Here is a 25,788-nt window from a genome sequence, read left to right as displayed (position 1 = left end):
AAGGTGACGCAGCTATGGCAGTGCTGCATTGGTCCGCTGCAAAAATCAAAGGGTGTCGCACATGACCGATCCAATCGCAGTAACGATTTCAGTCCTTGCACTTGCCGTCTCGACGGGAACGGCTTGGATGACTCTTATTCGCCAGGGTACGGTGGAGATGACACGCCCTACCCAGATTTTCTTTGGCGCTGACAGTTCTCGCTGGGGAGACCTTCACATATCGCCCAAGGTGTATCTGCGGGCATTACTGTTCGCCACGTCGAAGCGGGGCCGGGTGGTGGAAAACATGCACATTGCCGTTTCTCGCAGCGACACTCAGCAGGCGTTCAATATCTGGGTGTATGGACAACAGGAAAAGCTGGTGAGAGGCAGCGGTCTATTCGTGGGTGAAACCGGCGTTGAGGCCAATCATCATTTCTTGCTACCACCTAACGCTAGCCTGTTTGAGTTTGCTGCGGGCCGGTACAAGCTCGACGTGTTTGCGCGCGTGCTTGGCGACAACCAACAGAAACTGCTGTTTTCCGAAGCGCTGGAAGTAACCGAGGAGCTTGCACGGGAAATGCGCGAACACGGTGCGGGTTTGTACTTTGATTGGGAGCCTGACTCGTCCCGATACATAAGCCACATAGAGCAACACCCCGACAGGCCGAAACAGTGGGACTTGAGTACCTTTGCTCGCCAGTAGCCTGGCAACTAGATGTCAGTTTCCGGCGAACAGCCAGGCTGATGCTGGGTGTTGGCAAACTGTTGGCAAATCGACACTTCACGCACCCACAAAAAGCCGGAAACCCTTTATCTATGGGCCTTCTGCCTCCGCAATGCTGATACCACACTGTTATCAGCATTGCGGAGGACGATTTCGGCAAAGCTTGTGCCGAATTTTCATATGGCTTCGCCGCTGATCGCACGGTTGCCGGCCGGCGCATCCATGCGCGCCGCCAGCCACGTCAACAGCAGCGCCGCGATGGAAACCGCCGCGGCGACCCACGGCAGTGCGTCGAGCCCCAAACCGTGGCCGATGGCCAGACCGCCGAGCCACGCGCCACCCGCGTTACCCAGGTTGAACGCGCCGATGTTCAACGTCGAGGCCAGATTCGGCGCCGCGGTCGCCTTTTCGACCACGCGCATCTGCAGCGGCGGCACGGTCGCGAACGCAGCGATTCCCCACACGAAAATCGTCACTGCCGCGGCCACCTGCGAATGACTGGTGCGGGTGAAAATCGCCATCACCACGGCGAGCGCCAGCAGAATCCCCATCAGCGACGGCATCAGCGCGCGGTCCGCAAGCTTGCCGCCGATCGTGTTGCCGACCGTCAGCCCCACGCCGAACAGCACCAGAACCAGCGTGACGCCGCGCGGCGAGAAGCCGCTCACCTGCTCGAGAATCGGCGCAATGTAGGTGAACACGACGAACACGCCGCCGAAGCCGACAATCGTCATCGCCAGCGCCATCCACACCTGCGGGTCCTTCAGGACGCGCACCTCGTGCATCAGACCCGCCGGTCCCGTGTCGTGCCGGTTCGGCACCAGCGCCGCAACGCCCGCTAGCGATATCACGCCGAGTGCGGCGACGACCCAGAACGCCATGCGCCAACCGAACTGCTGACCGATGAAGGTGCCGAACGGCACGCCCAGCACATTGGCGAGCGTGAGGCCGGTGAACATCAGCGCAATCGCACTGGCGCGCTTTTCCTGCGGCACGAGCGAAGCCGCCACCACCGCGCCGATGCCGAAGAACGAGCCGTGCGCGAACGACGTCACGACACGCGCAATCATCAGCACCGAGTAGTCCGAGGCCACCGCGCACAACACGTTGCCGACGATAAACACGCCCATCAGCAACTGCAGCGCGAGCTTGCGCGGCATCTTGCTGGTCACCACGGCGAGCAGCGGCGCGCCAACCGCGACGCCGAGCGCATAACCGCTCACGAGCAAGCCGGCAGACGGAATCGAGACCGCCAGATCACGCGCCACCTCGGGCAGCAAACCCATGATCACGAACTCGGTCGTGCCGATGGCAAACGCGCTGATCGCCAGCGCAAGAAGGGGAATAGGCATCGCAGGACTCCGGATTTCATGCCGGCCGGGGAATTTCGGTAAGCGGATTGTCCGTGGCGCCCGTCAATTTGAGAATTGGCGTAGCATTTGAATCATTTTCAAATTGTTTCGAATAATCGATGGCGATGGATAACCTCGGCGACATCCGCCTGTTCGTCGAAGCGGCGCAATTGGGCAGCCTCTCGGCGGCGGGCCGCAAGCTCGGCCTGACGCCGGCCGCGGCCAGCGCCCGTCTGACGAAACTCGAAACCGGCCTGAAGGCGCGTCTGTTCGAGCGCACCACCCGCCAGTTGCGGCTCACCGACGAAGGGCGTCTCTACCTCAACTGCTGCCGCCAGGCGCTGAAAGCGCTCGACGACGCCGAGGCTCTGCTGCAGGCGGGGCAGAACGTGGTGCGCGGCAAGGTGCGGATTTCCGCGACCTCGGATTTCGGGCGCAACCTGCTGATGCACTGGCTCGACGAGTTCAACGAGCAGTATCCCGAGGTGACCTTCGCGCTGACCTTGTCGGATTCGCTGTCGAACCTGGTGCAGGAAGACATCGATCTCGCGATCCGCTTCGGCGTGCCGCAGGACAGCTCGCTGATCGCCCGGCCGCTGGCGCCGAACCGGCGCGTGCTGTGCGCCGCGCCGGAGTACCTCGCGAAGCACGGCGAGCCCAGGGACCCGCTCGATCTGGCGCGATTTGACTGCATCGTGCTCGGCACGGCATCCGGCCCGGTCAACGAATGGCGCTTCACGCGCGGCGACGAGATCCAGCACTACACGGTGCCGCTCGATACCGCCCGCGAGACCAACGACGGCGCGGTCGCCCGCGAATGGGCGCTGCGCGGCTACGGGATCGTGGTGAAGTCGATGTGGGACGTGGAAGCGGACCTGCGCTCGGACGGCCTGAAGGTCCTGCTGCCCGACTGGCGCTATCCGGACGCGCCGCTGCACGCGCTGTACCACCGCAACCGCTTCATGGCCCCGCGCGTGAGGGTGCTGCTGGACTTTCTGAGCGAGCGTTTCGCCCAGGTGTCGGACGAGCTGGAAGGCCTGCTCGGCCTGCCGCAACTGCGTCCGCATAAAAAATCCGTATCCGGTGAAGGGCTATAATGTTTGACTACGCTGAGAACATGCTGCGAGGCGCCCCCAAGGCTTCGTCCGGCCCCGCGCCGCGCCCGGCCCGCACGCGTTTTCGCCTCTCTTCACCCTTAACGACGCCCCCAGATTAATCACTGCGACCGGCGAAATTCGATGATCAAGAAAGTTTATGTAAAGACCTACGGCTGCCAGATGAACGAGTACGATTCCGACAAAATGGTCGACGTACTCGGTGCGGCCGAAGGCCTCGTCAAGACCGACACCCCGGAAGACGCGGACGTCATTCTCTTCAATACCTGCTCGGTGCGCGAAAAGGCGCAGGAAAAAGTCTTCTCCGAACTCGGCCGCGCGCGCGAGCTGAAAGAAGCGAATCCGAACCTGATTATCGGCGTGGGCGGCTGCGTGGCGAGCCAGGAAGGCGCGTCGATCGTCGCGCGGGCCCCATACGTGGACGTGGTGTTCGGCCCGCAAACGCTGCATCGCCTGCCGCAGATGATCGACAAGCGCCGCGAGAGCGGTCGCGCCCAGGTCGACATCTCGTTCCCGGAAATCGAAAAGTTCGATCATCTGCCGCCGGCGCGCGTCGACGGTCCGAGCGCGTTCGTCTCGATCATGGAAGGCTGCAGCAAGTACTGCAGCTACTGCGTCGTGCCGTACACGCGCGGCGAAGAAGTGTCGCGCCCGCTCGACGACGTGCTCACCGAAATCGCCGGCCTCGCCGACCAGGGCGTGCGCGAAGTGACGCTGCTCGGCCAGAACGTCAATGCATACCGCGGCGGCCTCACGCTCGGCTCCTCCGAGATCGCCGACTTCGCGACGCTGATCGAATACGTGGCGGATATCCCCGGCATCGAACGCATCCGCTACACGACCTCGCATCCGAAGGAATTCACGCAGCGCCTGATCGATACGTACGCGAAGGTGCCGAAGCTCGTGAGCCATCTGCATCTGCCGGTGCAGCACGGCTCCGACCGCATCCTGATGGCCATGAAGCGCGGCTACACGGTGCTCGAATACAAGTCGGTGATCCGCAAGCTGCGCGCGATTCGCCCGGACCTGTCGCTGTCCACCGACATGATCGTCGGCTTCCCCGGCGAGACCGAGGAAGACTTCGACAAGATGATGGCGCTGGTTCACGAGATGAAGTACGACACCAGCTTCTCGTTCATCTACAGCCCGCGCCCCGGCACGCCGGCAGCGAACCTGCACGACGACACGCCGCGTGAAGTGAAGCTCAAACGGCTGCAACATCTGCAGGCCACGATTGAAGAAAACGTCGCCCGCATCAGCGAGTCGATGGTCGGCAAGGTCGAGCGTATTCTGGTTGAACGTCCGGCGCGCAAGGACCCGAACGAACTCGCCGGGCGCACCGAAAACAACCGCGTGGTGAATTTCCCGGTGCCGCCGGCAGCGCACGCGCGGCTGATCGGCCAGATGGTCGACGTGAAAATCGTCCAGGCGTACCCACATTCGCTACGCGGCGAACTCGTCATGGTGCACGACGAGATGCACGACGGCTCGCCGGCAACCACCCATTAAGCGCACTGAAACCGACAGGATCGATCCACCGCCTTGAAGACCACTCAGCAGCATCTGGAATTCACCGCACCGCGCGAAGACAACGCGCGGCTCGCCAACCTCTGCGGCCCGCTCGACGAAAACCTGCGGCAGATCGAGCAGGCGCTCGACGTCACGCTGCAACGCCGCGGTCACCGGATTTCGATCCGCGGCCGGGGCGCCAAGGTGGCGCTCACGGCCCTCGAAAATTTCTACAACAGCGCGCGCGATCCGCTCTCGGTCGACGATATCCAGCTTGCGCTGGTCGAGGCGCGTCATCCGGCGCGCGGCCGTGCGAACGGCGCGGATAACCCGGATGCACGGTTTCGCCACGACCCGGACCATCCGTTCGACGAACCGGCCGACACCGGCGACGAAGACCTCGAAGAACTCGGCCCGAAGCTGTACACGCGGCGCGCCGACCTGCGCGGCCGCACCCCGGCTCAGCGTGAATATCTGAAGCAGATCGTCTCGCACGACGTGACTTTCGGCGTCGGCCCGGCGGGCACGGGCAAAACGTACCTGGCGGTGGCCTGCGCGGTGGACGCGCTGGAGCGCGATCAGGTCAAGCGCATCGTGCTGACGCGCCCGGCGGTGGAAGCCGGCGAGCGGCTGGGCTTCCTGCCGGGCGATCTGGCGCAGAAGGTGGATCCGTATCTGCGCCCGCTCTACGACGCGCTTTACGACCTGCTCGGTTTCGACAAGACCGCCAAGATGTTCGAGCGGCAGATGATCGAAATCGCGCCGCTCGCCTATATGCGCGGCCGCACGTTGAATCACGCGTTTATCATTCTCGACGAGGCGCAGAACACCACGCCCGAACAGATGAAAATGTTCCTGACGCGGATCGGCTTCGGCTCGAAGGCCGTGGTCACCGGCGACACCACCCAGGTCGACTTGCCGCGCGGCCACAAGAGCGGGCTGATCGAAGCGCAGCAGGTGCTCTCGGATGTGCGCGGCATTGCGCTCACGCGCTTTACCAGCGTCGACGTAGTGCGGCATCCGCTGGTGGCGCGTATCGTCGAGGCTTACGATGCGCATTCGCAGAAGAACGTGAGTCCCGCCGATGCGCGTTGAATCAGCCATGCCGCATCGTCTCGAACCACGCATTCGACCGTTAAGCACGCTACACAACCAAGACGCATGAGCCGCGCCCCGAAACTGACGTTGAACCTGCAATTCCCCGCCGCCAAGGCCTGGCCGGAGCACAAGGCGATTCTGCCGCGCGCCACCGTCGCCGGCTGGGTCAAGGCGGCCCTGTTCGCCGATGCGGAACTGACCGTGCGCTTCGTCGACGCCGAAGAGGGCCGCACGCTGAACCGCACCTATCGCGGCAAGGACTACTCGACCAACGTGCTGACCTTCGCCTACGCCGAATCGGAAGACGATCCGGTGACGGGCGATCTGATCCTGTGCTGCCCGGTGGTCGAGAAAGAAGCCGCCGAGCAGGGCAAGACGCTCGCCGAGCACTATGCGCATCTGCTGGTGCACGGCACCCTGCACGCGCAAGGCTACGATCACGAGGTCGAGGAAGAAGCGCAGGAAATGGAAGCCATCGAGACCGAGATTCTGGCCACGCTCGGTTTCCGCGATCCTTACCAATAACCCTCCCCTTTAACTCCCGTTTACCGCCTCTTTAACCGCACACCGTGAACGCCCCGTTCCCCGTACCCGACGACCGCCCACCCTGCCCCGGCTATCCGCCGTCGCTCGGCGAGTCGCGGCTGCTGACGGACGAGGAATTGCGCGCCTCACTGGAATGCACGCTGCGCGACTGGGACCGCACAAGCGATCTCTGGCTGTTCGGCTATGGCTCGCTGATCTGGAATCCCGGCATGCCGACCGTCGAGGCGACCCGCTCCAAGGTGCACGGATATCACCGCGGCCTGTATCTGTGGTCGCGCGTGAACCGTGGCACGCCCGAGCAGCCCGGCCTCGTGCTGGCGCTCGACCGCGGCGGTTCGTGCACCGGCATCGCGTTCCGGCTCGCCGCCGAGGGCGCGATGCCGCATCTGGAAACCCTCTGGCGCAGGGAAATGGCAATGGGCTCGTACCGCCCCGCCTGGCTGCCGTGCAACCTCGCCGACGGCCGCCGGGTCGACGCGCTCGCCTTCGTGATGCGCCGCGACGTGCCGACCTACACCGGCAAACTGGCCGATGAGGTGGTGCAGACGGTGTTCGGCTGCGCCTGCGGCCGCTACGGCACGACGCTCGACTACGTGAGCCGCACCGTCGCCGCGCTGCGCGAGAGCGGCATGCCGGACCGCGCGCTCGAAGCGCTGCTGGCGCGCTGCCGCGAAGCGGAGAGCGACGGCGGCTGAGCGCCCGCGCGGGCGGCGAGGCCGCGGCTGCTCAGCCGCCCGTGGCCACCCGAAACAACCGCCCCGCCTTACACCGGGCTTGCCCCACGTATTTTTGCTCCGCCGCCCCTCGGGCGTCTTTATCCGTTAGCATTGAACCAGGCCCTGCGCATGCGGCGCCACCGTTTGTCTCGCCGGCCAGTGCGCCGGGACACGGTCCTGCCATGTGCGTGGTGTATCCTTAACTTTCTGCAACAGCGCGCCCAGTCTTGCCGGGCGCACCACCATGAACGACACGTATCCCAGTCGACACCGAACCAGCGACAAACCTCAGGAAAAACGCTCCCTGCTTGAGCGTCTGACCGACTTCATCTCGCCCGAGCCCGAATCTCGCGGCGAACTTCTGGAAATCCTCCAGGACGCGCATGAGCGCAACCTGATCGACGCGGATTCGCTGTCGATGATCGAAGGCGTTTTCCAGGTCTCCGAACTCTGCGCACGCGACATCATGGTCCCGCGCGCCCAGATGGATGCGATCAACATCGCGGACACGCCGGCGGAGTTCATTCCGTTCGTGCTGGAGAAAGCGCACTCGCGCTATCCGGTCTACGAAGGCAACCGCGACAACATCATCGGCGTGCTGCTCGCCAAAGACCTGCTGCGTTACTACGCCGAAGAGGAATTCGACGTGCGCGGCATGCTGCGCCCCGCCGTGTTCATTCCGGAGTCCAAACGCCTGAACGTGCTGCTGCACGACTTCCGCGTCAACCACAATCACATTGCGATCGTCGTCGACGAATACGGCGGCGTCGCAGGCCTCATCACGATCGAAGACGTGCTGGAGCAGATTGTCGGCGACATCGAGGACGAATACGACTTCGACGAGGAAAGCGGCAACATCATCGCCTCGCCGGACGGCCGCTACCGCGTGCGGGCGCTGACCGAGATCGAGCAATTCAACGAAGCGTTCGGCACGCATTACTCCGACGAAGAAGTCGACACGATCGGCGGCCTCGTCACGCATCATTTCGGGCGCGTGCCACATCGCGGCGAGAAGGTGCGCATCGACGACCTGATCTTCGAGATCCTGCGCGGCGACGCGCGGCAAATTCACATGCTGCTGGTACGCCGCGATCCGCTCGCGGGCCAGCGCGAGCGCGACGCGCAGCACGTACAGACCTGATCTCTTTTCTTTTCCCTAAAACGACCACGCAATAATGGCCGACCCGATCACCTCCCGTCTGCGCCGTGGCGTGGCGTCCACCGTCGCGCAAGCGCCGGGCCGAACCATGCCGCGCTGGCACTACCTCGTCGCCCTCCTCGCCGGTGCGGCGAACACGCTGTCGTTCGCCCCGACGCCGCATGGCGGCTGGCTCGAACTGGTGGTGTTCGCGTTTTTCTTCGCGTGGCTCACCCGCACCACCGGGTGGAAAAGCGCGGCACTGACAGGCGGCGCGTTCGGCTTCGGCAATTACGTCACCGGAGTGTGGTGGCTATACGTCAGCATGCACCACTACGGCGGCATGCCCGCGCCGCTGGCGGCCGCGGCGCTGGTGTTGTTCTCGCTGTACCTCGCGCTCTATCCGGCGCTGGCGGCAGGAATCTGGTCGTTCTGTGCCGGGCACGCGCAAAACGGCGCGCGCGACGACAAGCCGTTTTCACCCACGTGGCACGGCGCGTTTGCGTTCGCCAGCGCCTGGGCGCTCGGCGAATGGCTGCGCGGCTACGTGTTCACGGGATTTCCGTGGCTCTCGAGCGGCTACGCGCAGGTCGATGGACCGCTCGCCGGATTTGCGCCGGTTGCGGGCGTGTATGGCGTGGGCTGGATGTTGGCGCTGGTCGCGGCGCTGGTCGTGCAGGCGCTGATGCGTGTACGTGAGCCGGTCACCGCGGCCAAGGGTGCGACGCGCGCCGGCCGCGTGCTGCCGGCGGCCGTGGTCGCGGTGGCGCTGATCGCAGCCGGCATGCTGCTGCCGCTCGTCGCGTGGACCGTGCCGGCCAACGCGCCGCTGAACGTGCGCCTGCTGCAAGGCAACGTGAAGCAGGAAATGAAATTCGAACAGTCCGGCATGATCGCCGCGATCAACGAATATCAGCAGATGATTACCGCGAAGCCCGCGGATCTGGTGGTGACGCCGGAGACCGCGATTCCGGTCATCATCCAGGAACTGCCGGAGCCGTTTGCCTTGGCGGTTCGCAAGTTTGTCGATTCGACCGGCACGTCGGTTATTTTCGGTGCGATTGGCGGAACCATCACACCGGAAGGCCGGCTGGTCGACTATACGAATAGCCTGTTCGGCATCACCCCGGGCTCGCATGAGCTGTACCGCTACGACAAGCACCATCTGGTGCCGTTTGGCGAGTTCGTGCCGTGGGGCTTCCGCTGGTTCGTGAACCTGATGAATATTCCGCTCGGCGACTTTGCACGCGGGGCGCCGGTGCAGAAGCCGTTTCTCGTGCATAACCAGCCGGTTGCGGTGGATATCTGTTATGAGGATATTTTCGGCGAGGAGATCGCGCGGTCGATTCGCGAGAGCGCTACGCCCGCAGGAGTGCTGATCAATTCCACCAACCTCGCCTGGTTCGGCGACACGATCGCGCTGGATCAGCATCTGCAGATTGCGCGGATGCGTTCGCTGGAGACGGGACGGCCGATGTTGCGGGCGACCAATACCGGCACGACCGCTGCGATCGATGCGCATGGGAATGTGATCGCGCGGCTCGCGCCGTATACGGTTGGTTCGATCGATGTCACGGTGCAAGGAACATCGGGGAATACGCCGTATGTGACGAGCGGGAATAACACCGTGCTTGCGGTTTCGTTGCTGTTGCTCGCGTTCGGGTTTGCGTTTGGGCCGGGGATACGGCGACGAAACGGCGGAGGTTAATCAGGATGGCGCTCTAGTGGAAAGAGCGCCATTTTTTTGCCCGGATGCGGCAGAGATTCTGGCCACGCGCTTAGCATGAATTCGCACGATCCCAAAAATCACATTATTGATTAGCAATGCTATATTAACGACTGCCTCGCCGCACATCATTGGTGTGTTGACTGAGGGATTGATGTGACGAGAGTGATCGATTCGCTTCCCGGCCACAGGCAAGCAGGATCACAGGCAACATACACGCAGAGAACAGGGGGCAGGAGCGGTAAAGAAAGCGCGGGACAGGAGTGCTACCAACACTCAAGCCCCGCTAACCACCACCAACTCAACACAGGAGTTGATCATGGCTAATGCCAATGATAAAGCACGACCATGTCGCAAGGAACGCCCTATAGCCATTCAGACGACCTTGCGAGATACGCCCGACTGGAACAAGGCGGTAGCGCATCACAAGGATCAACCGTTTATTCCATGGATGGAGATAGCGGACCTGTGGCTGCAGGCCGCTGGTTTTGAACCCGGTCAACGGGTTTGCATTTCGGTCGACTACAACTACCAGCGTCTCACGATTATTCCGGACATCTGGTAGGCACGGATGGGCCGGCCGGAACCGCTCTGCCAAGCGGCGTCAGAACATCTCACGCCTATGATCCCGGCGCCGCTGCATCGCAAATTTCACACTCGCAGAACGACCTGATCCGTCCCCGATGCGCATCGCGGCCTTTCCGTGACTACCACTAAGTGATATAGTTTGGGAGCGACCTTAAATGAAAAAAACGACACCGAGAGTGTTCAAGACGGCATGGTTCTCCAAAAATGGTTCGTGCTGCAGGCATTTCCGATGCCGACCTGTGTAAGGCGGCGAAGGAGCTAAACGCCGGTCAGGGCGATGACCTCGGGGGGAATGTCTGGAAGAAGCGCCTTGATAAAAACACGAAGCGTGGCATTGTCGTCAATAAGATCGGTGATTTCTGGGTATTCGTCTACCTGTTCGCAAAGAGTGATCGGGAAAACATTGACGACCGGGAATTGCGCGATTTCAAGAAGCTTGCTCGGGACTATGGCAAGGCGAAGGGTGCGGATATTGATGAAATGTTGAGTTCGAAGGAATTAGTGGAGATCTGCAATGGCTAAAACCCGATTCAGAAGTGATGCCTCGGAGGCGATTCACAGCGCAGCTTCCGGTCTGTATCGCGCGAAGGTCATTGACAAGAAAACGATGCGTGAGTACGACGACCTGTGCATCGAAGAAGCACCGGAGTTCAATCCGAAGGATATTGCACGTATCCGCAAGGGTGTGAATGTCAGTCAGAGCGTGTTCGCGCTTTATCTCAACACAACCGTGTCCACTGTGCGGCAATGGGAGCAGGGCGATAAGAAACCAAGCGGAATCGCAGCGCGTCTGCTTCAGCTTGTGCAAAAGAACGGGCTTGAGATTTTCGGTTGATATCCAGGGAGCGCGGCCAACCCCACCCCGCCCCCAAAAACCCTCACCCCCCGCCCTTTCCGTTAAAATCTAGCGTTTAGCACTTTGCTCCACGGCCGCCTCGCGCGCCCCGGCGCCCGCGGCGCGGCCTCCATGCCCGAAAGGCACTTCATGCTCACGTTTCAGCAAATCATCCTGACGCTGCAATCCTATTGGGACAAGCAGGGTTGCGCGCTGCTCCAGCCGATCGATATGGAAGTCGGCGCGGGCACCTCCCACGTCCACACGTTCCTGCGCGCGGTCGGCCCGGAGCCGTGGCGCGCGGCCTATGTGCAGCCGTCGCGCCGTCCCAAGGACGGCCGTTACGGCGAGAACCCGAACCGCCTGCAGCACTACTACCAGTACCAGGTGGTGTTGAAGCCGGCGCCGGAAAACATCCTCGACCTGTACCTCGGCTCGCTCGAAGCGCTCGGCTTCGACCTCAAACAGAACGACGTGCGCTTCGTGGAAGACGACTGGGAAAACCCGACGCTCGGCGCGTGGGGCCTCGGCTGGGAAGTGTGGCTGAACGGCATGGAAGTCACCCAGTTCACCTACTTCCAGCAGGTAGGCGGTCTGGACTGCAAGCCGGTGCTCGGCGAAATCACCTACGGGCTCGAGCGTCTCGCGATGTACCTGCAGAAGGTCGAGAACGTCTACGACCTGGTGTGGACCGAGTGGGAAGAGCAAGGCCCGAACGGCCCAGAACTGCGGCGCCTGTCCTACGGCGACGTGTACCACCAGAACGAAGTCGAACAGTCCACCTACAACTTCGAGCACGCGAACACCGATCTGCTGTTCACGTTCTTCAACAGCTACGAAGCGGAAGCGAAGCGCATGATGGAAGTGCCGCTCGCGCTGCCGGCCTACGAACTGGTGCTGAAAGCCGGCCACACGTTCAACCTGCTCGACGCGCGCGGCGCGATCTCGGTGACCGAACGGGCCGCGTATATCGGCCGCATTCGTAACCTGTCGCGCCAGGTGGCGCAGGCTTACTACGAATCGCGCGAGAAGCTCGGCTTCCCGATGCTCGGCAATCCGGTGCACGGTGTGCCCGGCCTCACGACCGACGAACAGGACGCCGCGATGCCCGCCTGGGCGCCGCCGCTCAAAGTCGAACGCAAGATCGACGCGGACTGACGAGAACACGAACACATGACTCATCCCCAACACGCCACCCTCCTCGTCGAACTGCTGACCGAGGAATTGCCGCCCAAGGCGCTCGCGCGTCTCGGCGACGCCTTTGCCGAAGGGATCGCCCAGCGCCTCGCCGCGCGCGACCTGATCGAAGGCGAGCTGTCGTTCGAACGTTACGCCACGCCGCGCCGTCTCGCGGTCACGATCAGGAACGTGCGCAGCGTCGCACCGGAGAAGCACGTGCGCGAGAAAGTGCTGCCGGTATCGGTCGCGCTCGATAAGGACGGCCAGCCCACCGCGCCGCTCGCCAAGAAACTCGCCGCGCTCGGCTTCCCCGATTTTTCGGTGAGCGACCTCGAGCGCGCCTCCGACGGCAAGGCCGACGCCTTCTTCCTGCGCTATGCCGCACCCGGCGCAACGCTCGCCGAAGGCCTGCAGGCTGCGCTCGACGAGACGCTGAACGTCTCGAAGCTGCCGATTCCGAAGGTCATGACGTATCAGCGTCCGGACGGCACCAATATCCAGTTCGTGCGCCCGGCGCAACGCCTGACGGTGCTGCACGGCGAACAGGTCGTGCCGGTCACGGCGCTCGGCATCGACTCCGGCGAAACCACGCTCGGCCATCGCTTCCTCTCCAACGGTCTGGTGGCGATCCAGCATGCGGACGCCTACGCTGAAACGCTGCATCACAAGGGCCGCGTGGTCGCCAGTTTCACCGGCCGCAAGGAAGCCATCCGCGCCCACCTGCTCGCGCAGGCCGAGGGCGACCAGGTGGTGATGCCTGAAGCGCTGCTCGACGAAGTGACCTCGCTGGTCGAATGGCCGGTGGTCTACGCCTGCCGCTTCGAGGACGAATTCCTGCAAGTGCCGCAGGAATGCCTGATCCTGACCATGCAGACGAACCAGAAGTACTTCGCGCTGACCGACGCCGGCGGCAAGCTGCGCTCGCGCTTCCTGATCGTCTCGAACATCGAGACGGCGACGCCGGGCGACATCATCGAAGGCAACGAGCGCGTGGTGCGCCCGCGTCTGGCCGATGCGAAGTTCTTCTTCGAGCAGGACAAGAAGAAGCCGCTCGCAGACCGTGTGCCGCTGCTCGCCAACGTCGTGTATCACAACAAGCTCGGCTCCGCACTGCAACGCGTCGAGCGCCTCGAAGCGCTCGCGGGTGCGATTGCCGCGCTGATGGGCGCAGATGTCGCGCTCGCGAAGCGCGCCGCCCTGCTCGCCAAGGCCGATCTGATCACCGACATGGTCGGTGAATTCCCCGAGCTGCAAGGCACGATGGGCACGTACTACGCGCGCCACGACGGCGAGCCGGAAGAAGTCGCGCTGGCCTGTACCGAGCACTATCAACCGCGCTTCTCCGGTGATGCATTGCCGGCCACGGCAACCGGCACGGCCGTCGCACTGGCCGACAAGCTCGAAACGCTGGTCGGCATCTGGGGCATCGGTCTGCAGCCGACCGGCGAGAAAGACCCGTTCGCGTTGCGCCGTCACGCGCTGGGCGTGCTGCGCATTCTCGTCGAGAAGCAGTTGCCGGTCGATCTCGTCGAACTGCTGCGCACCGCTTACGCGCAGTTCGCCGCCGTGCCGAACGTCGCTGATTCAACACAAGCCATCTACGATTTCTGCATGGACCGCTTGCGCGGCCTGTTGCGCGAGCGCGGCTATTCGGCCGGCGAAATCGACGCGGTGCTGGCGCTGAACCCGACGCGCCTGAACGACATCGTCGCGCGTCTCGACGCGGTGCGCGAGTTCTCGGCACTGAGCGAAGCCGCTTCGCTCGCCGCTGCGAACAAGCGCATTTCGAACATCCTGAAGAAGTCGGACGGCGCGCCGGTGAACGGCGTGCAGGTCAATCTGCTGAGCGAAGCCGCGGAAAAAGCCTTGCACGCGCAGCTCGAACAGGTCGCCCCGCGCGTCCAGTCGCAACTGGCCGCGCATGACTACACGGGTGCGCTCACGGCTCTCGCGGCCCTGCGCGAACCGGTCGACACGTTCTTCAACGACGTCATGGTCAACGCCGAAGATCCGGCGTTGCGCGCTAACCGTCTGGCCTTGCTCGGCGCACTGCATCAGCAGATGAACTGCGTCGCCGACATCTCCCGACTCGTAGCCTAACCGACGCAACCGGGCACCCGCGCTATGCCGAGCAACCCTAAAAAAGTCGTCGTCCTCGACCGCGACGGCGTGATCAACGTCGATTCGGACGCCTTTATCAAGTCGCCGGACGAGTGGGTCGCGCTACCCGGCAGCCTCGAAGCGATTGCCCGGCTCAATCAGGCCGGCTATCGCATCGCGATTGCGACGAACCAGTCGGGCATCGGCCGCGGCCTGTTCGACATGAACGCGCTCAATGCGATGCATCTGAAGATGCATCGCATGGCTGCTGCGGTAGGCGGACGCATCGACGCGGTGTTCTTCTGCCCGCACACGGCCGAGGATCACTGCGAGTGCCGCAAGCCGAAACCCGGCATGCTGAAGATGATTGCCGAGCGTTTCGAAGTGGATCCGAAGGGCACGCCGACCGTCGGCGATTCGCTGCGCGATCTGCAAGCGGGCGCGGTGCTCGGCTTCGCGCCGCATCTGGTGCTGACCGGCAAGGGCCGCAAAACACTCGAAGCCGGCGGCCTGCCCGAAGGCACCAAAGTCCACGACGACCTGCGCGCCTTCGCGCTCGACTTTCTCGCCACAGAACAAGCCTGACGCGACCCGAGCGCGTCCTTAAACACTGACTGTCCCGCCGATGCGCTTCCTCCGTTCGCTGCTGCTGCTGATCTACCTCGTGGTCTACACGATCCCCTATGCGATCGCCTGCTTCATTGCGTTCCCGTTCATGCGCGCCGAGCGCCGCTACTGGATGGCAGCCGGCTGGTGCACCTCGACGCTTGCCGTGGCGCGCCGCCTGAACGGTATCGACTACCGCATCGAGGGCCTCGAGAATCTGCCTGACGGCCCTGCCGTGCTGCTGTCGAAGCACCAGTCAGCCTGGGAGACGGTGGCGTTCCCGGCGCTGATGCCGCGGCCGCTGTGCTACGTGTTCAAGCGCGAACTGCTGTACGTGCCGTTCTTCGGCTGGGCGCTCGGCCTGTTGAGGATGGTGCATATCAACCGCAAGGAAGGCAAGTACGCGTTCGAATCGGTCACCACCCAAGGCAAGGCGCGCATGGAAGAAGGCTCATGGATCATCATGTTTCCGGAAGGCACGCGCACCAGGACCGGCACGCAAGGCAAGTACAAGACCGGCGGCGCGCGCTTCGCGGTGGCGACCGGTGCACCGGTCGTGCCGATCGCGCACAACGCGGGCCGCGTATGGCCACGCAACTCGTTTCTCAAATATGCGGGTATAGTCACAGTGTCGATCGGCAAGCCGATCGAGACGAAGGGGCTCACGCCCGATGAAGTGAACACGCGCGTCGAAACGTGGATCGAGGCAGAGATGCGCCGCATCGATCCTGCTGCGTACCGTGCTGAAGCCGGCACGTCCGCCGCCGCCCGAATCTGACGCGCCCACGCCCTCGACGGCGTATTAGCGCCGGGGCGTATTGCCCGAAGCCGAAACCGATGCAGAAGTCTCCCACGCCGCAGCCCGCTGCGGCGCTCGATAGCCGGCAACTCGATCTGCCGCTCTTCGCAGAGCCGGCCCTCCCGCCGTCCACGCCGCCTTCATCGCAGAAGCCGGACGCGCCTCGCGCGCCCGACGGCTCGAAACTGCGCAGCCTGACGCTCGGCGCGCAGACACTCCACTATCAGCTCAAGCGCTCGTCGCGCCGTTCGATCGGGTTTGCGATCGACAGCAGCGGGCTGATGATCACTGCACCACGGTGGGTCACGCTAGCCGATATCGAAACGGCGATCAGCGAAAAACAGCGCTGGATTTTCACCAAGCTGATCGAATGGCAAACCCGTGTCGAGCAGCGCGCGCTGCCGCAGGTCGACTGGAAGGACGGTGCTCAGGTGCCGTACCTGGGCCAGCCGGTGCGTGTGATGCTCGGCGCGCCGCAGGGCACCCTCGCCTTCGATGCCGAGCAGGCCGCGCTCGCTCTGCCGTTGCCGTTGCAAGCCGACCCGCAGCAGATCAAGGATCGCGTGCAAGGCTGGCTGCAAGGCGAAGCGAAGCGCCTGTTCGGCGAACGGCTTGCGATCTACGCCGAGAAGTTGGGGGTGAGTTATCGCGCCTATGCGCTCTCTTCAGCGGCGACGCGTTGGGGCAGTTGTTCGAGCGACGGCAAGATCCGCCTCAACTGGCGGCTGATTCATTTCCCGCTTTCGATCATCGATTACGTCGTCGCACACGAGCTCGCTCATCTGCGTGAGATGAATCACAGCCCGCGTTTCTGGCAGACGGTCGAATCGATTTTTCCGGAATTCCGCGAGGCGCGGCAAACGCTCAAGCACCATCCGCCCGAGTTGCTACCTACGCTGTGAAGCTGCCGTGCTGCAGCGAAGCGTTCACTCCGCGCAGAACGTTTCCTGCAGATGCAGCAACCGCACCGTGCCGTGCGCGTCGATTTCCAGCACGGCCGTCGAGCGTCGCAGGTTGCGATTGCGCTCGCCGTTGGACTGCCTTTCGTTGTAGCTCACCACAGCCCCGCCCGGATACTGGGCGATGATCGTACTGTCCGTAATCTGGATTTCGAACTCCGGCCGCTGGCCGCCATGCTGCGCGAAAATCTCGCGCAGCGCCGGCCAGTCCAGCGTCGCGCCGTTCGGCAGGACCATCGAGAAACGCGGGGAGAAATGCGCCATCAGCCGGTCCAGCGCGCCCGCTTGCGGCGCTCCGGCGTACCACGCCGTCACCTCGGCGTTGACGGCCTGGATCTCGTCGAAGTAGGGATTCGTCTCGCTCATCGTTGCGGTCCGCGGTTGGCGCAGGCCTGTGCAGGCCGTGAGACGCCGTTCACGCCAGGCTTATTTCTTCTTCTGAATGAATTCGATCTTGTAGCCGTCCGGATCGGTCACGAACGCGATCACGGTGGTGCCGTGCTTCATCGGGCCGGCTTCACGCACAACGGTGCCGCCTTGTGCCTTGATCTTCTCGCAGGCCGCATACGCGTCTTCGACTTCGACCGCGAGGTGGCCGAAACCGCTGCCGAGGTCATAGGATTCGGTGTCCCAGTTGTGGGTCAGTTCGAGGACGGTGCCGTCGCGCTCATCGGTATAGCCGACGAAAGCCAGCGTGAACTTGCCGTCCGGATAGTCGTCGCGGCGCAGCAGTTTCATGCCGAGCAATTCGGTGTAGAACTTGATCGAACGGTCGAGGTTGCCGACCCGGAGCATGGTGTGAAGAAGGCGCATCGTGTACTCCCTGTTGCTTGATGTCGAGGACGTAAATGTACCCGGAATCGTGCAACGTTGCCGGGAACCGGGCCGGCTCGTCATGCTGCTGGTGCCGGCAGACAATGCGCTCGTCAACGCCCCGGTGCGACAGTGCGGGACCTGGTGCCCAGCCGGATCCAGGCGCTTTTAGCCGGCCTCAATCATCGGCTTTGGTCTGCGGCTCCGCTGCACCGCCACGCTTCGGCGACGCGGCCACCAGTTGCGCCACCTGCACATATTCGGCAACCGGCACGTCCTCGGCGCGGCGCTGCAGATCGAAACCGATCGCCTCGAAATCCACCACGTCGCGCAACGCGGCGAGCGTATTGCGCAGCATCTTGCGGCGTTGCGAAAACGCCGCTGTCACGACCTCGCCAAGCACTCGCTCATTGACCTCAGGCAGTTCATGCCGCTCGTACGGAATCATCCGCACGATCGCCGAATCGACCTTGGGCGGCGGCTGGAAAGACTCGGGCGGCACGTCGAGCTGTTTGTCGATCACGTAGCGGTATTGCAGCATCACCGACAACCGGCTAAACGCCTTGCTGCCCGGCTCCGCCACCATTCGCTCGACCACTTCGTTCTGCAGCATGAAGTGCTGATCGATCACGCAATGCGCGAACGAAGTCAGATGGAACAGCAGCGGGCTCGAGATGTTGTACGGCAGGTTCCCGACAATGCGCAACGATGGCTTGCAGTCGGGCGCATCGGAGGCAGCCAGCGAGCCGAAGTCGAAGTCGAGCGCATCGCCTGAATGCAGTTCGAGCAGATCGCCGAACTTCTTCTTGAGCCGCACGATCAGATCGCGATCGAGTTCGACCGCATGCAGCGGCGCGTCGGGCGTGGCGAGGCGCTCGATCAGCGGCTCGGTGAGGGCGCCGAGCCCCGGTCCGATTTCGACCATGCGTTCGCCGCGCTGCGGACGAATCACGTCGACAATCGAATCGATCACGCCGGTATCGACCAGAAAATTCTGTCCGAAACGCTTGCGCGCGAAATGGCCCTGGTGCTGTCTGCTGGTGGACATCGAATGACGCTACAAAAAAGGAACGGAAAAACTCAGGCGGCGCGACGGTGGCGCGCCATCGAAACGGCGGTGTCGATGGCGGCAATCAGGCTGCCCGAGTCCGCGCGGCCGGTGCCTGCGAGGTCGAGCGCCGTGCCGTGATCGACCGAGGTGCGGATGATCGGCAACCCGAGCGTGATATTGATGCCTTCGCCGAACGTCGCGTATTTCAGAACCGGCAAGCCCTGATCGTGGAACATCGCCAGCACGCAGTCGGCTTCGTTCAGGTAACGCGGCTGGAACAGCGTGTCGGCCGGATACGGGCCGCGGGCGTCGATGCCCTCGCCGTTCGCCAGCTTCAGCGCCGGCGCGATGACATCGATTTCCTCGTGACCCAGGTAACCGTTTTCGCCCGCGTGCGGGTTCAGGCCGGTCACGAGAATACGCGGCGCCGGCAAGCCGAAATGGTGGCGCAGGTCGTGGTCGATGATGCGCAGCGTGCCGGCGATGCTCTCCACCGTCAACGCGGCCGAGACGTCCTTGAGCGGCAGGTGCGTGGTGGCGAGCGCCACCCGCAGCGGCCGCTGGCCGGTGCCGGCCAGCATCATCACCACGTGCGGTGTGTGGGTGCGCTCGGCCAGATATTCGGTGTGGCCGGTGAACGGCACACCGGCATCGTTGATGGTGCTCTTTTGCAGCGGCGCGGTGACGATCGCGTCGAACTCGCCGGCCACCGCGCCGTCGATGGCGCTATCGAGCAGATTCAGCACATAGCGCCCGTTGGCCGCGTCGAGCTTGCCTGCTTGCGACGGCACACCAAGCGGCTGATGTTGCACGCGGATGCGCGCCTGGCCTGGGCCGGACAGCGTCGCCCAATCCACGCCCACTGCGCGGGCCCGCTCGGCGAGCAGTCCCGCATCGCCCAGCACGGTGAAATGCGCGTCGGGCCAGTGTGCGGCCGCTGCCGCCAGCGCCTGCACGGTCAGTTCGGGACCGACGCCGGCAGGCTCGCCGGTCGTGATCGCGATCTGCAGCGGGGCGCGGGACGGTTGGGCAGCGGTGGTCATGAGGTTTATTGCAGGTTCGGCTTGCCGATCTTCACATCGACATAGGCCGTGTCGCGCAATTCGCGCAGCCAGTCTGCGTAGGCCTGCTCCGCCTTGCGCTGGCCGATCGCCTGACGCGCCAGATCCATCTGCTGCGCCACTGACCCTTCCGCCTCGCGGCGGCCCAGCACCTGGATCAGGTGGTAGCCGTATTCGCTGCGCACCGGTTCGCTGATCTGACCATCCTGCAGGCTGTTCATGGCGCGCTCGAATTCCGGCACGGTCTCGCCCGGGCTGATCCAGCCGAGGTCGCCACCTTGCGATGCCGAACCGTCCTGCGAGTAGGTGTGAGCGAACTTGGCGAAGTCGCCGCCTTCAGAGATTTCACGTTTGATTTCGAGCAGCTTCTGACGCGCCGCCGGCTCCGACATGCCCTCGCCGACGCGCAGCAGGATGTGGCGCACGTGAGTTTGCGTCAGGTGGGTCGAATCGGAGCTCGCGGCGCCCTGAGCGGCGCGGCGCTCAACCAGACGCATGATCTCGAAGCCGTCCGCGGTGCGGATCAGATCCGGATTCACCGCGCCCGGACGCAGCGTCGAAGCCGCTTTCACGAACTCGGGCGGCAGTTGCGACATGGCCTGAAAGCCCATGTCGCCGCCCTTCGAAGCATCCGCCGCTTGCGAATCGGCCTTGGCGAGCTTCTCGAACTTCGTGTCGCCGGAGGTGGCCTGCTGCAGGATGGCCTGGGCCTTCTGCTCGGCCGCCACGATGTCGTTCTGCGCCGCGTTGGCCGGCACCTTGACGAGAATATGCTCGAGGTGCAGATCGCTCGTCAGGCCGACGTTCGGTCCACGCTGGCTGGCGATGTAGTTCGCCACTTCGGCGTCCGTTACCGTCACCTTGCTATCCACTTCCTTTTCGCGCAGACGCGACAGGGTCAGCTCCGTGCGGGCGTCGCGCGTGAAGGTGGACCAGGGCACGCCCTGTGCCTCGATCTTCGAACGGTACACGTCGAGCGTCAGATTGTTGGCCGCGGCGAGCCGTTCGAGGGTCTTTTGCACGGCGGCGTCGTCGACGGTAATACCGTCTTCCTTGGCGCGCTGCAACTGGATGCGCTCCAGCACCATCTGGTTCAGCACCTGCTGACGCAACTGGTCGGTCGGCGGAAGCGGCGCGTTTTGCTGCTGCAGACGATGCGCGATCAGGCCGACGCGCTCGTCGAGCTCGCGCTGCGTGATCACGCCGTCGTTGACCACGGCGGCGATCGTGTCGACCGTCTGGCCGTTGTTGGCGGCGGCCTGTGCCTGCCGCGCGCCCGCATTGGGCAGATCCTGCGCCTGTGCCGGCGCGACCGACAGGAAAGAGGCCGCGGCGGCCAGACCGGCCGCAAGCGATACCAAGCGAAGCTTTTTCATGATTCCCACAGATACTCCAATGATGTCGGGCACGCCCCGCCCGTCTTTGCGCATTTTATAGACGCTCTCACACGTCAGTCGTAATTGGTAAAACGCGCCTCCGGCGCCGGAGACGGCGGCAGCGGCGTATAGCCCGGCACGCCCGAGCGGAATGCGGCGATCAAGCCATTGTCGACGCTCGACAAGCCCTTGAACGTGATTTGCGCCAGCAACCGCGTGCCCTGAGTCGGCTTACTCTGGCTGTTGACGCCGTCCGCATAGCGCTGCACGCCGACGCCCAGCACCCAGCAATCCGCATCGTACTGCAGGCCGATCAGGCTATCGACAAGCGCGTGCCCCTGCAGATCGTAGTTCAGGCGCGCCACACTATACACGTGGTGCGTCAGCGGCCACTGTGCCGAAATGGTGATCTGGTTGACCGGCGTATTGTCCAGCGTCGTATCGGCACGCGTGTACCGATAGGCGAGGTTGATCACCTTGCCCGATTCCGGGCTGAAACCGAAGCCGATGCTGCTCTGGGTAAGCCGGTTGTTATCCGCATTATATTGGACCGCGGTTTCCGACGCGAAACCCGCCCCGAGCTTCAACGACGCGCCGGCAATCAGGTCCGAATGAGTGGCCTGCGCGGGCGTCTGCGTCGGCAGCAGCGTGACGCGCTGATCCTGGAAGTAGTACTGCTGCGCCAGCACGAAGCGCGCGCGCTCATCCCCCGTTGCCGGATTGATGAAGCGCGTGGTGACGGCAGCCGTCAGACGGTTCGCATCGGCGATCCGGTCGTCGCCGACGAACGTATTCGGCGTAAAGATTTCCGCCAGCCCGAAGTCCGCGTCAGCCGTGTCGAACAGCGGCGCGAAGGTCTGGTTGTGGTACGGCGTATAGACGTAGTAGAGCCGCGGTTCGAGGGTCTGAATGTAGTCCTGACCGAAGAGCCGTACCGAGCGCTCGAAAATCAGGCCGGTATCGAACGAGAAGGTCGGAACCTGCTCGGTGAAGTTCTTCGGCTGGCCAGCCGGCGCGCCGCTGCCGATATTGCTCAGGTCGTACGACGCGAAGTGCCACTGCACCTTCGGCGTCACGAAGTACCCCGGACCGACCACCGAATACGACACGTACGGGTCGAAGGTGATCCGGTCGCCTTCGGTCGAATCCGCGGTCGTGATGCGGAAGCGCGAGAAGTCCCCGGTCGCGCCGTAATCGAAGCCGCCGACGTTGTACTGGGTGTACTTGACGTTCAGTTCGGGTTCACGCCCATAAGGCGCCACCGACGGGTAGAGCGTCTGCCAGTTCTGCTCGCGCGCGAGCACCGACCACGGACCGTTGTTGTACGTCAGCCCGGCTTCCTGCTGGTACAGCAACTGCGTACCGTTGAGGATCTGGCTGGACACCGAGCCGAGATCTTCCGGGAACGTGTTGTCCGAGACCTTGTTGTAGTAGATGTAGCCGCCGAAACCGTTACCGAAGTTCTGGTTGTGCTGGATGAACAGCGCGTAACGGTTGGTCTTCGTAATCGCGTCGTCCGGCAGGAACGTGCCGCTGATCGTGCCGGAGTAGTTCGCCGACAGATAGCGGAACGACTCGTTCAGCTCGAGACCACGCTTCGAGATCAGGTTCGGCGTCAGCAACAGGTCGCGGTTCGGCGCGATGTTGAAGTAATACGGCAGGTTGATTTCGAACCCGTTGGTCGAGCCGAGCGAGAAGGTGGGCGGCAGGAAGCCGCTGCGCCGGTCGCCGGACAACGGGAACGACAGCCACGGCGAACCGAAGATCGGTAAGCCCTGGAAAAACAGCACGGCGTTGTGCGCCACGCCTTCGTCGGCGCCGGTATCGAAATCGAATTCGCTGCCGCGGATGTACCACGCCGGATGGCTCTCGCACTGGCACGCCGTGTAGGTGCCTTGCGAGAAGACCGAGCGCTCGTTGTCGAGCATGTCGACACGCTCCGCGCTGCCCGAGCCGCCCGTGACGTTGAAGTGATACTTCGGCGAGGTCATGTAGCCCTCGCTCGAATCGACCTGCATGTGCGCTTCCGGCCCCACGAAGGTCGCGCCGCTGTTGATCACGTGCACCTTGCCGTACGCGTCGGCCATGTCGGTGTCTTGATCGTAGTGCAGCGCATCGGCCTTGAGCGTGAAGGTCGGACGGCGCACTTCGGCGGAACCCTTGGCGGCCAGATCCTGGTCCGAGGTGCCGCTCGTGTAGTCGCCGAGCACGAAGGTCGCCGGCCGCTGGTCCGGGCTCAGCGGGTGCTCTTCGAGCTGCGGGGCAAGCCGCATGCCCCACGGCGCATCGATTGGCTGCGGCTGCGCAGCGTCGCCCGACAACTGGGCGTGCGAAAGCGCGGGCATCAGGCCCGGCACGGCAAGCAACGCCGCGACGAGCCGCCTTCGGCGGGGCACGCCGCCACGAGAGGGGGTCGTTTGGGAAAGCTGTCTAGGCGGCATGTATCGTTTGGCGAATCGGCCCGGCCGCCGGCTTCTGCAATCACAATCCTCCGCCTGAGCAGCCCGGCCGTGATGGTCGGCTACCCATCAGTCAAATTACAACCGGTCGAACGATGAGGCAGGCGGTAAGGCGGAATGAGCGAAAGCCAGCGTGAGCCGCGTCAAAAAAGTCGTGGGGTATTATATGGCAAGACGTTGCCCCCCTGAATTTGCCTTCCGGTTTTCATGACGCTGCCCCCTGCCTCCCACTCCCCCGACACCCGCCTGCCACTGCTCACCGCCTGGCTGCAAAGCCACGCGAACCGTTACGCGCTCGACCTGACAACGCTGGTGCCCGCCTCCAGCGACGCCAGTTTCCGCCGCTATTTCCGCCTCACGGGTAAGGAAACGGAAGACGCTACCGGCACGACACTGATCGCCGTCGATGCCCCGCCGCCGGAAAAGTGCCGCGAATTTGTGCAGGTGGCCCAGTTGCTGAGCGCGGCCGGCGTGAACGTCCCGCGGGTGCTGGAGGTCGATTTCGAAGCCGGCTTCATGCTCGTCACCGATCTGGGCACCAACGTCTACCTCGGCGCGCTGAGCCCGGACAACGCCCGCCCGTTGATGCGCGACGCGCTCGACGCGCTGATCCGCTGGCAGCTTGCCTCGCAGCCCGGCGTACTGCCGCCGTTCGACGAAGCCTTCCTGCGCCGCGAAATGGAGCTGATGCCGGAGTGGTTCATCGGCCGGCATCTGGGCCGCGAAGTCGACGAGAAGACCCGCGGGCTGCTCGATCGCACTTTTGCGTTGCTGATCGCCAGCGCCCAGGCGCAGCCACAAGTGTTCATGCTGCGCGATTTCATGCCGCGCAACCTGATGGTGATGCCCGCGCCCAATCCGGCCAACCCGGGCGTGCTCGACTTCCAGGACGCGGTCTACGGGCCGATCACCTATGACGTCGCCTCGCTGTTGCGCGACGCGTTCCTGAGCTGGGACGAGGAGTTCGAGCTCGACTGCTTCGTGTACTACTGGGAGCGGGCGAAAAAGGCCGGCCTGCCGGTCGATGCCGATTTCGGCGAGTTCTACCGGCAACTCGAATGGATGGGCCTGCAGCGGCATATCAAGGTGCTGGGCCTCTTCTGCCGGATCAACTACCGGGACCACAAGCCGCATTACATGAAGGACCTGCCGCGCTTTATCGGCTATGCGCGCAAGGTGGCCGAGCGTTACCGGCCGCTGGCGCCGTTCGCGAAGCTGCTCGACGAGCTGGAAGGCCGTGCCGCCGAAGTCGGCTACACCTTCTGAGCCCGGCGCACGCACCATGACAATGCTGACCAAAGCAATGATTTTTGCCGCCGGGCGCGGCGAACGGATGCGTCCGTTGACGGACCATACTCCGAAGCCGCTGCTCGAAGCGGGCGGCAAGCCGCTGATTGTCCGGCAGATCGAGCGGCTCGCGCACGCCGGTTTGCGGACCATCGTGATCAACCATGCGTGGCTCGGCGAGCGCATCGAAGCGGCGCTGGGCGACGGTTCGCGCTGGGGCGTGCAATTGCGCTATTCGCCCGAGCAGGAAGCGCTCGAGACAGCCGGCGGTATCGCGCAGGCGCTGCCGCTGCTGGAAGACGGCGCGGCAAGCGAGATCTTTGTTGGCGTGGCCGGAGACGTCTACTCCGATTTCGATTACTCGCGCTTGCATGCGCACGCCGGGCGGCTCGCCGCGCAGGCCGATCCGGGCATGCATCTGGTGATGGTGCCGAATCCGCCGTTTCATCCGGCCGGCGATTTCGGCCTCGTCGACGGGATCGTGTCGAGCGATGCGCAGCCGCGGCTCACCTTCGGCAGCATTGCGTTGTACGACACGCGCATGTTCCGCACTTTGCCTCGCGGCACGCGGCGCGCGCTGACACCGTACTATCGGGAGACCATCGCACGCGGCCTCGCCACCGGCGAGTTGTATGAAGGCGCCTGGGACAACGTCGGCACGCCTGAACAGTTGCAGGAGCTGGACGAGCGGGTACGGCGCGCGGCCACCACTGCGCAGCAGAAACAGTAAGAGCCCAGGGTCTGTTGACGCTAACAACGGGCTTGCGCT

24 protein-coding genes and 1 pseudogene are annotated in these 25,788 nt (G+C 63.8%); 18 read left to right on the top strand and 7 right to left on the bottom strand.

All coding sequences use genetic code 11. The features are described 5' to 3' along the window. Positions 1-61: 61 nt before the first annotated feature. A complete protein-coding gene (locus AC1ECK_RS35860) occupies positions 62-685 on the top strand; it encodes a hypothetical protein (RefSeq protein ID WP_480327894.1) in 624 nt (207 codons plus the stop codon). 197 nt (positions 686-882) lie between these two features. On the opposite strand, the gene AC1ECK_RS35855 is transcribed toward AC1ECK_RS35860, so the two are convergent. Continuing rightward, complete coding sequence (locus AC1ECK_RS35855; protein WP_480327892.1) at positions 883-2,058, bottom strand: MFS transporter; 1,176 nt, start codon at positions 2,056-2,058, stop codon at positions 883-885. Positions 2,059-2,183: 125 nt separating this feature from the next. Between AC1ECK_RS35855 and AC1ECK_RS35850 the strand changes: the two genes are divergently transcribed. From AC1ECK_RS35850 to AC1ECK_RS35780, 15 genes and pseudogenes are all read left to right on the top strand, one after another. Then, the gene (locus tag AC1ECK_RS35850; protein WP_480327912.1) at positions 2,184-3,155 is read left to right on the top strand and encodes a LysR family transcriptional regulator; all 972 of its coding nucleotides are present in this window, start codon (positions 2,184-2,186) and stop codon (positions 3,153-3,155) included. A 141-nt stretch (positions 3,156-3,296) separates the two neighbouring features. Continuing rightward, positions 3,297-4,682: a tRNA (N6-isopentenyl adenosine(37)-C2)-methylthiotransferase MiaB gene (miaB, locus tag AC1ECK_RS35845; RefSeq protein WP_480327890.1), complete on the top strand. Its 1,386-nt coding sequence runs from the start codon at positions 3,297-3,299 to the stop codon at positions 4,680-4,682. 33 nt (positions 4,683-4,715) lie between these two features. Next, positions 4,716-5,777 carry a PhoH family protein gene (locus tag AC1ECK_RS35840; protein WP_480327888.1) on the top strand — a complete coding sequence of 354 codons (1,062 nt, stop codon included), beginning with the start codon at positions 4,716-4,718 and terminating at the stop codon, positions 5,775-5,777. Positions 5,778-5,843: 66 nt separating this feature from the next. Then, positions 5,844-6,305, top strand: coding sequence for an rRNA maturation RNase YbeY (gene ybeY / locus AC1ECK_RS35835; protein WP_480327886.1), 462 nt, complete (start codon positions 5,844-5,846; stop codon positions 6,303-6,305). A gap of 44 nt (positions 6,306-6,349) precedes the next feature. Further along, positions 6,350-7,021, top strand: coding sequence for a gamma-glutamylcyclotransferase (locus AC1ECK_RS35830; RefSeq protein ID WP_480327884.1), 672 nt, complete (start codon positions 6,350-6,352; stop codon positions 7,019-7,021). Positions 7,022-7,286: 265 nt separating this feature from the next. After that, a complete protein-coding gene (locus AC1ECK_RS35825) occupies positions 7,287-8,183 on the top strand; it encodes an HlyC/CorC family transporter (RefSeq protein WP_480327882.1) in 897 nt (298 codons plus the stop codon). 34 nt (positions 8,184-8,217) lie between these two features. Then, the gene (gene lnt, locus AC1ECK_RS35820) at positions 8,218-9,888 is read left to right on the top strand and encodes an apolipoprotein N-acyltransferase (RefSeq protein WP_480327880.1); all 1,671 of its coding nucleotides are present in this window, start codon (positions 8,218-8,220) and stop codon (positions 9,886-9,888) included. 337 nt (positions 9,889-10,225) lie between these two features. Continuing rightward, positions 10,226-10,471 carry a SymE family type I addiction module toxin gene (locus AC1ECK_RS35815; RefSeq protein ID WP_480327878.1) on the top strand — a complete coding sequence of 82 codons (246 nt, stop codon included), beginning with the start codon at positions 10,226-10,228 and terminating at the stop codon, positions 10,469-10,471. 178 nt (positions 10,472-10,649) lie between these two features. Next, a pseudogene (locus AC1ECK_RS35810) lies at positions 10,650-11,016 on the top strand (type II toxin-antitoxin system RelE/ParE family toxin). After that, positions 11,009-11,329, top strand: a complete 321-nt coding sequence (locus AC1ECK_RS35805; RefSeq protein WP_480327876.1) for a helix-turn-helix domain-containing protein — start codon at positions 11,009-11,011, stop codon at positions 11,327-11,329. The pseudogene AC1ECK_RS35810 and the gene AC1ECK_RS35805 overlap by 8 nt, the downstream one beginning before the upstream one ends. Positions 11,330-11,479: 150 nt before the next feature. Next, entirely contained in the window at positions 11,480-12,487 is a 1,008-nt protein-coding gene (glyQ, locus tag AC1ECK_RS35800) for a glycine--tRNA ligase subunit alpha (protein ID WP_090685046.1), read from the top strand. Between the two features lie 15 nt (positions 12,488-12,502). Beyond that, entirely contained in the window at positions 12,503-14,608 is a 2,106-nt protein-coding gene (gene glyS / locus AC1ECK_RS35795; RefSeq protein ID WP_480327874.1) for a glycine--tRNA ligase subunit beta, read from the top strand. Positions 14,609-14,632: 24 nt separating this feature from the next. Continuing rightward, complete coding sequence (gene gmhB, locus AC1ECK_RS35790; protein WP_480327872.1) at positions 14,633-15,193, top strand: D-glycero-beta-D-manno-heptose 1,7-bisphosphate 7-phosphatase; 561 nt, start codon at positions 14,633-14,635, stop codon at positions 15,191-15,193. A 40-nt stretch (positions 15,194-15,233) separates the two neighbouring features. Then, positions 15,234-15,992, top strand: a complete 759-nt coding sequence (locus tag AC1ECK_RS35785) for a lysophospholipid acyltransferase family protein (protein ID WP_480327870.1) — start codon at positions 15,234-15,236, stop codon at positions 15,990-15,992. 59 nt (positions 15,993-16,051) lie between these two features. Continuing rightward, on the top strand, positions 16,052-16,915 hold the full coding sequence (locus AC1ECK_RS35780; protein WP_480327868.1) for a M48 family metallopeptidase: 864 nt from the start codon (positions 16,052-16,054) through the stop codon (positions 16,913-16,915). Between the two features lie 24 nt (positions 16,916-16,939). Here AC1ECK_RS35780 and AC1ECK_RS35775 read toward each other — a convergent pair whose 3' ends face one another. The 6 genes from AC1ECK_RS35775 to AC1ECK_RS35750 all read right to left on the bottom strand — a co-directional run bounded on the left by AC1ECK_RS35775 (position 16,940) and on the right by AC1ECK_RS35750 (position 23,714). Beyond that, positions 16,940-17,338, bottom strand: coding sequence for a hypothetical protein (locus AC1ECK_RS35775; RefSeq protein WP_480327866.1), 399 nt, complete (start codon positions 17,336-17,338; stop codon positions 16,940-16,942). A gap of 60 nt (positions 17,339-17,398) precedes the next feature. Then, a complete protein-coding gene (gene gloA, locus AC1ECK_RS35770) occupies positions 17,399-17,785 on the bottom strand; it encodes a lactoylglutathione lyase (RefSeq protein WP_480327864.1) in 387 nt (128 codons plus the stop codon). 178 nt (positions 17,786-17,963) lie between these two features. Beyond that, on the bottom strand, positions 17,964-18,833 hold the full coding sequence (rsmA, locus tag AC1ECK_RS35765; RefSeq protein ID WP_480327862.1) for a 16S rRNA (adenine(1518)-N(6)/adenine(1519)-N(6))-dimethyltransferase RsmA: 870 nt from the start codon (positions 18,831-18,833) through the stop codon (positions 17,964-17,966). Between the two features lie 32 nt (positions 18,834-18,865). Next, positions 18,866-19,879: a 4-hydroxythreonine-4-phosphate dehydrogenase PdxA gene (gene pdxA / locus AC1ECK_RS35760; protein ID WP_480327860.1), complete on the bottom strand. Its 1,014-nt coding sequence runs from the start codon at positions 19,877-19,879 to the stop codon at positions 18,866-18,868. Positions 19,880-19,884: 5 nt separating this feature from the next. After that, positions 19,885-21,282 (bottom strand): peptidylprolyl isomerase, encoded by a 1,398-nt coding sequence (locus AC1ECK_RS35755; RefSeq protein WP_480327858.1) that lies wholly within the window; start codon positions 21,280-21,282, stop codon positions 19,885-19,887. A gap of 65 nt (positions 21,283-21,347) precedes the next feature. Continuing rightward, the gene (locus AC1ECK_RS35750; RefSeq protein WP_480327856.1) at positions 21,348-23,714 is read right to left on the bottom strand and encodes an LPS-assembly protein LptD; all 2,367 of its coding nucleotides are present in this window, start codon (positions 23,712-23,714) and stop codon (positions 21,348-21,350) included. A 225-nt stretch (positions 23,715-23,939) separates the two neighbouring features. Between AC1ECK_RS35750 and AC1ECK_RS35745 the strand changes: the two genes are divergently transcribed. After that, positions 23,940-24,998, top strand: coding sequence for an aminoglycoside phosphotransferase family protein (locus AC1ECK_RS35745; RefSeq protein WP_480327854.1), 1,059 nt, complete (start codon positions 23,940-23,942; stop codon positions 24,996-24,998). Between the two features lie 16 nt (positions 24,999-25,014). Then, positions 25,015-25,749, top strand: a complete 735-nt coding sequence (gene murU / locus AC1ECK_RS35740; protein WP_480327852.1) for an N-acetylmuramate alpha-1-phosphate uridylyltransferase MurU — start codon at positions 25,015-25,017, stop codon at positions 25,747-25,749. Positions 25,750-25,788 lie beyond the last annotated feature (39 nt).

It is taken from the genome of Paraburkholderia sp. SSBN10T, from assembly GCF_056619545.1.
This window is presented reverse-complemented; position numbering and strand designations above follow the sequence as displayed.

Excerpts from the sequence above, each read along its gene's own strand:
- AC1ECK_RS35750 (WP_480327856.1), bottom strand. The coding sequence starts at position 23,714 with ATGCCGCCTAGACAGCTTTCCCAAACGACCCCCTCTCGTGGCGGCGTG.
- AC1ECK_RS35805 (WP_480327876.1), top strand. The coding sequence starts at position 11,009 with ATGGCTAAAACCCGATTCAGAAGTGATGCCTCGGAGGCGATTCACAGC.
- AC1ECK_RS35815 (WP_480327878.1), top strand. The coding sequence starts at position 10,226 with ATGGCTAATGCCAATGATAAAGCACGACCATGTCGCAAGGAACGCCCT.
- pdxA (WP_480327860.1), bottom strand. The coding sequence starts at position 19,879 with ATGACCACCGCTGCCCAACCGTCCCGCGCCCCGCTGCAGATCGCGATC.
- AC1ECK_RS35785 (WP_480327870.1), top strand. The coding sequence starts at position 15,234 with ATGCGCTTCCTCCGTTCGCTGCTGCTGCTGATCTACCTCGTGGTCTAC.
- AC1ECK_RS35850 (WP_480327912.1), top strand. The coding sequence starts at position 2,184 with ATGGATAACCTCGGCGACATCCGCCTGTTCGTCGAAGCGGCGCAATTG.
- glyS (WP_480327874.1), top strand. The coding sequence starts at position 12,503 with ATGACTCATCCCCAACACGCCACCCTCCTCGTCGAACTGCTGACCGAG.
- ybeY (WP_480327886.1), top strand. The coding sequence starts at position 5,844 with ATGAGCCGCGCCCCGAAACTGACGTTGAACCTGCAATTCCCCGCCGCC.
- murU (WP_480327852.1), top strand. The coding sequence starts at position 25,015 with ATGACAATGCTGACCAAAGCAATGATTTTTGCCGCCGGGCGCGGCGAA.
- AC1ECK_RS35860 (WP_480327894.1), top strand. The coding sequence starts at position 62 with ATGACCGATCCAATCGCAGTAACGATTTCAGTCCTTGCACTTGCCGTC.
- AC1ECK_RS35780 (WP_480327868.1), top strand. The coding sequence starts at position 16,052 with ATGCAGAAGTCTCCCACGCCGCAGCCCGCTGCGGCGCTCGATAGCCGG.
- AC1ECK_RS35775 (WP_480327866.1), bottom strand. The coding sequence starts at position 17,338 with ATGAGCGAGACGAATCCCTACTTCGACGAGATCCAGGCCGTCAACGCC.
- AC1ECK_RS35745 (WP_480327854.1), top strand. The coding sequence starts at position 23,940 with ATGACGCTGCCCCCTGCCTCCCACTCCCCCGACACCCGCCTGCCACTG.
- glyQ (WP_090685046.1), top strand. The coding sequence starts at position 11,480 with ATGCTCACGTTTCAGCAAATCATCCTGACGCTGCAATCCTATTGGGAC.
- AC1ECK_RS35825 (WP_480327882.1), top strand. The coding sequence starts at position 7,287 with ATGAACGACACGTATCCCAGTCGACACCGAACCAGCGACAAACCTCAG.
- miaB (WP_480327890.1), top strand. The coding sequence starts at position 3,297 with ATGATCAAGAAAGTTTATGTAAAGACCTACGGCTGCCAGATGAACGAG.
- gmhB (WP_480327872.1), top strand. The coding sequence starts at position 14,633 with ATGCCGAGCAACCCTAAAAAAGTCGTCGTCCTCGACCGCGACGGCGTG.
- AC1ECK_RS35855 (WP_480327892.1), bottom strand. The coding sequence starts at position 2,058 with ATGCCTATTCCCCTTCTTGCGCTGGCGATCAGCGCGTTTGCCATCGGC.
- gloA (WP_480327864.1), bottom strand. The coding sequence starts at position 17,785 with ATGCGCCTTCTTCACACCATGCTCCGGGTCGGCAACCTCGACCGTTCG.
- rsmA (WP_480327862.1), bottom strand. The coding sequence starts at position 18,833 with ATGTCCACCAGCAGACAGCACCAGGGCCATTTCGCGCGCAAGCGTTTC.
- lnt (WP_480327880.1), top strand. The coding sequence starts at position 8,218 with ATGGCCGACCCGATCACCTCCCGTCTGCGCCGTGGCGTGGCGTCCACC.